Raw genomic sequence first — 1,962 nt, 5'->3', positions numbered from 1 at the left:
CCTCCACCTGGACGAAGGCCCCCGCCGCCACGCTCATGACGCCGCCGCCCGCACCGGTGAGCAGGTCGAACCCGGCCTCGGCAATCCACCGCGCCAGGGGCACCACCCACTCTTCGTGGGAGTGCCTCCCGGAGCCGAACACTCCGATGATTCGGCGGTGTCTGCGCATGACTGCGTCCTCCCCGAATACCAGGAACTACGTGAGCCCCTGTTCCATGCGAATCCCCGGCCAACGCGGCAAGGGATCATGGACCGGCGTGCGGCGTGGCTCCCGTCCACCCGTGGAAGGTGCGCACGGCGAGCGTCCGGCAGCCGTCGCTTCCCTCCGCCCGGAGCGCCAGACGCCAGGGGCCGCACGACCCGTGATGTCGGACCCCTCCTCTACCTTGCTCGTCATGTGAGCGAGGAGGCCGTCCATGTTCGACGCCTGTGGAGGTTGTGAGCGCCGTGGCACCGCCGGAGAGGTGTTCGACTGGTGCGCGCACTGCGAATTGTCCCTGTGTCCCGGCTGCCTCATGCGCGGCTGCTGCGGCAGCGCGCCCGCGGACTCCGGGCGAGGCGCCCCCCGGGAGCTGCCGGAGCCGCCGGCCTCCGAGCGCGAGCTGCTGCCGGAGGACTTCGGGGGCCGCTGCTGCACGCACGCCCGCGCGGTGGCGTGTTCGTGCGCCTTCCACTGGGTCTGCGTGCGTCACGGCGACCTGCACGTGGGGACGCACGACTGACGCACCGTGGACTTCGCCCGGGCCTGGGGCCACCCCGAGGGGCGGGGTTGACAGCCAGCGGGGCAGTCCACGACGGTTCGAGGGGGGTGGGCATTGCTGCCCGGAAAGACGATGGATCACGACACCATGGGGCTCGCCGAACGCCAGGAGCTGGCCGCGTTCAAGCAGGACACCTTCCCGCCGAAGCTGGCGGAGCTGCGGGAGGCCGCGAGCGGCGCCGAGTTCCAGGTGACGCTCGACGAGGAGAGCTTCACCTCGGCGGCCGCCGTCCAGATGCTCTCCAACGGCGTCTTCGACCGGCTCATCGACGACCTGAAGCACGTCTGCCGCGACGCCATCGGGAAGCAGGCGGTGCGCGAGGGCCTGCGGACGGTGCACGTCGTCCACAAGGACGCGCCGGGCTACACGCTGGGGCTGAAGGACGGCACGCTCACCCTCCACGCGAAGCTGGACGGCTCCATCGGGGACGACCTGCCCGGCTACGGCGCCTACAAGGACTTCCTGTTCAAGAAGCTGTAGGCCGCGCTGGCGCGGCCTACAGCCCCTGTCATTCCGTCCGGCTCAGGGCACGTCCAGCGCGACGCCCTGTCCCGGCACGGCCATCACCCAGCGGACCAGGTCGGGCTTGCCGCCGCAGGTGACGCGCACCTCGAACTCGCGCCCCGCGGGCATCTGGCTGGTCAGCGGCGTCTGGCCGTCGAGCACCCGCGAGCCCAGCGCCACGCGGCAGCCCTGGGCGCCGGTGACGTTGAGCGTTCCCCGGGCATCCGCCTGGGGCGCGGCGTCCGCGAGCGTGCGCAGGTCGATGTGCTCCGACTTCGGCACCTTGCCGAAGCGGTGCAGCTTGCCGTCCACGGCCGTGGAGACGAGCCACCCGGTGGCGTCCTCCGGCAGGCCCTGGCCAGGCTCCAGCAGGACGCCGGACACGTAGACGCGCTCGCCCTCCTGGGCGTTGCGCACCTCCACGCCGCCCTTGGGCAGCAGGAACACCAGCGCGAGCCCCGCCAGCACCAGGGCCACGCCTCCGAAGATGAGCCCCTTGCGCTGGCCGGGCGACATGCCCTTCCCCGTCGCTTCCGGGGGCGCAGAGGCCGCGGGTGCCACGGCGTGGACGGGGGCCGGGGGCGCCGCCACGGGAGCCGCCGGCGGCCGCGCGGTCGTCGCCACCGGGTGCGGCGCGGGAGGAGGAGGAGGCGGCGGCGCGGCCACGGGGGGCGGCGGCGAGGGGTGGGCCCCGTAG

Annotated in this window: 3 protein-coding genes and 1 pseudogene; 2 read left to right on the top strand and 2 right to left on the bottom strand. The window is 73.1% G+C overall.

Annotated features, from left to right (window positions below):
• Positions 1 to 169, bottom strand: a 169-nt coding sequence (locus D7X96_RS38915) for an SLOG cluster 4 domain-containing protein (RefSeq protein WP_502260796.1), incomplete at its 3' end; no start/stop codon positions are given.
• A gap of 247 nt (positions 170 to 416) precedes the next feature.
• Here D7X96_RS38915 and D7X96_RS38910 point away from each other — a divergent pair.
• Together D7X96_RS38910 and D7X96_RS38905 are read left to right on the top strand one after the other, a co-directional pair.
• The gene (locus D7X96_RS38910) at positions 417 to 722 is read left to right on the top strand and encodes a hypothetical protein (RefSeq protein WP_121771988.1); all 306 of its coding nucleotides are present in this window, start codon (positions 417 to 419) and stop codon (positions 720 to 722) included.
• A gap of 111 nt (positions 723 to 833) precedes the next feature.
• Positions 834 to 1,241 carry a hypothetical protein gene (locus D7X96_RS38905; RefSeq protein WP_121725676.1) on the top strand — a complete coding sequence of 136 codons (408 nt, stop codon included), beginning with the start codon at positions 834 to 836 and terminating at the stop codon, positions 1,239 to 1,241.
• Between the two features lie 42 nt (positions 1,242 to 1,283).
• Here the strand turns inward: D7X96_RS38905 and D7X96_RS38900 are convergent.
• Positions 1,284 to 1,962 (bottom strand): annotated as a pseudogene (locus tag D7X96_RS38900) (serine/threonine-protein kinase); the annotation flags it as partial.

It is taken from the genome of Corallococcus interemptor (assembly GCF_003668875.1).
GTDB classification, from domain to species: domain Bacteria; phylum Myxococcota; class Myxococcia; order Myxococcales; family Myxococcaceae; genus Corallococcus; species Corallococcus interemptor.
This window is presented reverse-complemented; position numbering and strand designations above follow the sequence as displayed.